The organism is Brachyspira sp. (assembly GCF_050873525.1).
Lineage (GTDB): Bacteria > Spirochaetota > Brachyspiria > Brachyspirales > Brachyspiraceae > Brachyspira.
This window is the reverse complement of sequence record NZ_JBNMIZ010000254.1, coordinates 1-3,418: the sequence shown is the minus strand read 5'-3', so window position 1 is coordinate 3,418 and position 3,418 is coordinate 1. Positions and strand designations below refer to the sequence as shown.

General features: G+C 26.8%; 5 protein-coding genes. All 5 read right to left on the bottom strand.

The window, feature by feature from the left end:
* The coding region (locus ACR0QS_RS12145; protein WP_432633717.1) for a hypothetical protein at window positions 1–372 on the bottom strand (372 nt) is incomplete at its 3' end.
* A 23-nt stretch (window positions 373–395) separates the two neighbouring features.
* Complete coding sequence (locus ACR0QS_RS12140; RefSeq protein WP_432633716.1) at window positions 396–1,295, bottom strand: RNA polymerase subunit sigma; 900 nt, start codon at window positions 1,293–1,295, stop codon at window positions 396–398.
* The gene (locus ACR0QS_RS12135; RefSeq protein WP_432633715.1) at window positions 1,285–1,749 is read right to left on the bottom strand and encodes a DUF721 domain-containing protein; all 465 of its coding nucleotides are present in this window, start codon (window positions 1,747–1,749) and stop codon (window positions 1,285–1,287) included. Before ACR0QS_RS12135 ends, ACR0QS_RS12140 begins: the two co-directional genes overlap by 11 nt.
* Window positions 1,750–1,767: 18 nt before the next feature.
* Complete coding sequence (locus ACR0QS_RS12130) at window positions 1,768–2,526, bottom strand: tetratricopeptide repeat protein (protein ID WP_432633714.1); 759 nt, start codon at window positions 2,524–2,526, stop codon at window positions 1,768–1,770.
* On the bottom strand, window positions 2,516–3,355 hold the full coding sequence (locus ACR0QS_RS12125) for a hypothetical protein (RefSeq protein WP_432633713.1): 840 nt from the start codon (window positions 3,353–3,355) through the stop codon (window positions 2,516–2,518). The genes ACR0QS_RS12130 and ACR0QS_RS12125 overlap by 11 nt, the downstream gene beginning before the upstream one ends.
* Between the last annotated feature and the right edge of the window lie 63 nt (window positions 3,356–3,418).

Sequence of the window (3,418 nt, the reverse complement as noted above, 5' to 3'; positions counted from 1 at the left end):
ATAATTTTTTATATCTCTAAGATTTAAATAATATTCTTTTCCGTTTTTATTTATTTCAATATTATTAAAAATATATGTTTCATTATCCTCTTCTTTATTTCCTCTCGCGGCAAGCGGTTTCATTACCAAGAAAAAAGAAATTGATTCTATTATATTATTTTTTATTTTGATTGAAGATTTTTTTTCGGTTAAATCAAACATTTCCGAATCATTAATATTTTCCATAATGAATAAATCGGATTTCAAATTATTTACTTTTATCTGAAGTTCCAAATTATTTTCAAGCTCGTCCAAAAACTCTTCGGACACTTTAATTCCGTCAAGATATTTTATAATTTCTTCTTCATAATATTTTATTTTTTCATTATTCATAAATAACTCCGCCAATCATATTTCTATTTTAAATTTAACAAAATAAAATTTTTTTTCAAATCTTTTTTTATTTTATTTAAGATTTTTGTAATCGCATTAACGCTTGTGTCGAATAATTTTGCGATAAACGAATGCGGAACATTTAATTTTATCGCTTGAAGTTTATTTATTCTATTTTGTTTTTTGCTTGCTAAATGAACTGTCCAAAGTCCTTTGCTTTTATATTCCGAAATTTTCAAATTTATTTTTGCTATAGAATCCTGAAGTTTAATTATATCATTATATTTATGTATATAAGTCGCTCTCGCCTTTTCTATTATCGAATAAGCCTCTTCGTAATCTATATTAAAAAATTTCATTAAAGGCATCGTAATAAAATTTATAAATAATTCCAAATTATGAATAAAAAATATTAAAGAATCTCTATTTGAAAATTCGCTTTCAATATAATTAAAAATTTTTAAAGAAATCTCTTCTATATTATTATCGTTGTCGCTATTATAGCTTTCGTTAATAAAATTAATAAAATCATCGGAATATTTTTTTGTATCGTATAAAACATCATGCAATGTCAAAGCCTCTCTTTCGCATAAAGGAGCGTCCATCGACACTTCGGTTTTTTTATATTTTTCTTTTCGTTTTTTAGAATCGATATAATTTAAATAACTATTTCTTAAAGTATATGTGAACCAAGTTATAAATTTCGCTTCCGTTTCGTTATATTTAAGTAAAATATTTTCTATTCTTTCTATATAATATAAATAAAAATCTAAAGCGGTTTCATGGCATGTTCCGAAAACTTTTCTCGGATAATTATAAATATATTTCGACAAATGATTATTTATTTCTTTGAAAGTTATGACACTTCTTGAGGCTTTATATTCCAGCATGGCTTTTTTAATAAAATTATCGTCAATCGGCATTTTTATCCTCTTCGCTATTTAGTAAAATCTTATAAAATATTTCTTCGATTCTTTTGTCTTCAATATTCGATTCGTTCATAACATCCGAAATCCATTTTTTATGTTCTTCGCTTATTTCGTTATTTGATTTATTTTTTTTGATATTATTATTTTCATTATCGTTTGATTCGTTAATATTTATTTCGCCGATTCTCGTTTTAATTTCAACGACTATTACATCCGTTTCTTTTTTTATGTTTTTAATAATATTTAATCTGTTCATTGAAATTTCATTAGCCCAAATCGTATCAGCAACAGTTAAAGTTAGAATTCCGTTTTTAAAAAACGCGGGATAGCAAATTTTGGAAAGTGTTTCGCCGATTATTATATTCCATTTTTGAGCGATTTTAAGATAACCGAATAGATTAATATTTTTTTTAGAATATTCGTTTAATATATTTTGTATAGTATGCATAATATTTCCAAAAATATATTAATTATTTACCGTATTTGTAGTATAAAGTCTCGCTTCTTCGTCTTCGTTATATTCGTAAGAGTTAGTATTAGCCGTATTTTGATTTTCAATTTTTTCATTTGCACGATTTTCAAAACCGAGTAAATTTTTAACTCTCGCGATAGAAACGGAAACATCCTTATAATTTTTATCAAGTTTATAAACATCTTCGTAAATTTGAAGAGCGGAATTATAATTTTTATTTCTTTCGTAAGTCGCGGCAAGATTAATCATATAAACCACATTATTTGGACTGTATATATTAGCCTTCAAAAAATAAGTTTCCGCCATTTTATAATCTTCCGTGTATAAATATAAAAGCCCTAAAAAATTATTCACATAAGCATCATTAGGATTCAATTCCACCGAATGCCTTATAGATTCAATCGCTTCGTTAGTTTTTTCAAGTCTGTATAAAGCGTATCCTTTTTGAAAATATAACTTTGGCGAAAATCTATTTATAAGAATTCCATTTCTTGCTACTTTAAGCATATTGCTGTAATCTTGCCGATACATATAAATATTTGAAAGCGTTTCAAAATATTCTATCTTCAAAACTGGAGAATTTTTTATTTCATACTCGAACAATTCCGCCGCCCTTATATAATTTTTAGAATGATAATATCTGTAGGCGTTTTCTATATTAGTTGGATTATAAACGAAATTTTGCGAATATAATAAATCGGGTATTAATAAAGAAAATAATAAAAATAAAATAAATTCTTTTTTAATTTTCATCTTTCTTAAAACTCTGCAATCTAAAATCGTTTATCATAGCCGAAGCGTAAGTTAAAGTGGCGTTATATATTTCCTCTTTATTTTTTCCTTTGAAGAAAGAAAATACTCGCGGAGATTGAGCGCTTAAAGTTTCTGGAAGTATTATTTTATTATCGAAACTCTTTTTTAAAGCGGTAGTTTTTATGCTGTCCATTTTTTCAATAAACGAATGCAGGAAAAATCCAGATTCTTTAAGTATAAACTGTTCTGAACGGGCAACTCCTTCGCTTTTCTCCAACGCGAACACATAATCGGCAAATATTATAGGAACTTTGCTTTCTCCGACTGGCATAACGAATCTTTGAAATTTATTGTCGTAATCTTTTATCGCCGTTTCTATCACATAATCGCTCGCTTCCCCAGAAAAATATCTTATAACGCAAAAACAGTTGTATAATTCTTTAAAAGCTCCGTATAAATGGCAAATTTCTTCGTCCGCTTTCGGATGAATCGCTTCCGTAGGATATTTTTCAATCGCGTTTCTAAATTTTTCTATCATGCTGTCGACTTTATTCATAAAAGAATTTTCTTTAGCTTTTTTTTCTTCCGCTTCCATTCTTTCTTTTTCTAATTCCCGCTCTCTCAATCTGTTTTTTATATCTTCCAATATATTTATTTCAAGAAGCAAATAATTTGACAACTCCTGTCTCGTTTCCAAAGCTTCTCTGTATCTGTTATTAAAATTTTCCACATTATAAATTTTAGTTCCGTATTTTTTAGCGCCTTCTTCGTATTCTCCTCTGATTTTCGACAATGTGGCGTTTATTTCCTTATCGCTTAAACCTGACATAATAACTCCTTTAATAAAATAATTTCAAAATAAAAAATAAAATAATTAATTATTATATTATTT

Excerpts from the sequence above, each read along its gene's own strand:
- ACR0QS_RS12140 (WP_432633716.1), bottom strand. The coding sequence starts at position 1,295 with ATGCCGATTGACGATAATTTTATTAAAAAAGCCATGCTGGAATATAAA.
- ACR0QS_RS12135 (WP_432633715.1), bottom strand. The coding sequence starts at position 1,749 with ATGCATACTATACAAAATATATTAAACGAATATTCTAAAAAAAATATT.
- ACR0QS_RS12130 (WP_432633714.1), bottom strand. The coding sequence starts at position 2,526 with ATGAAAATTAAAAAAGAATTTATTTTATTTTTATTATTTTCTTTATTA.
- ACR0QS_RS12125 (WP_432633713.1), bottom strand. The coding sequence starts at position 3,355 with ATGTCAGGTTTAAGCGATAAGGAAATAAACGCCACATTGTCGAAAATC.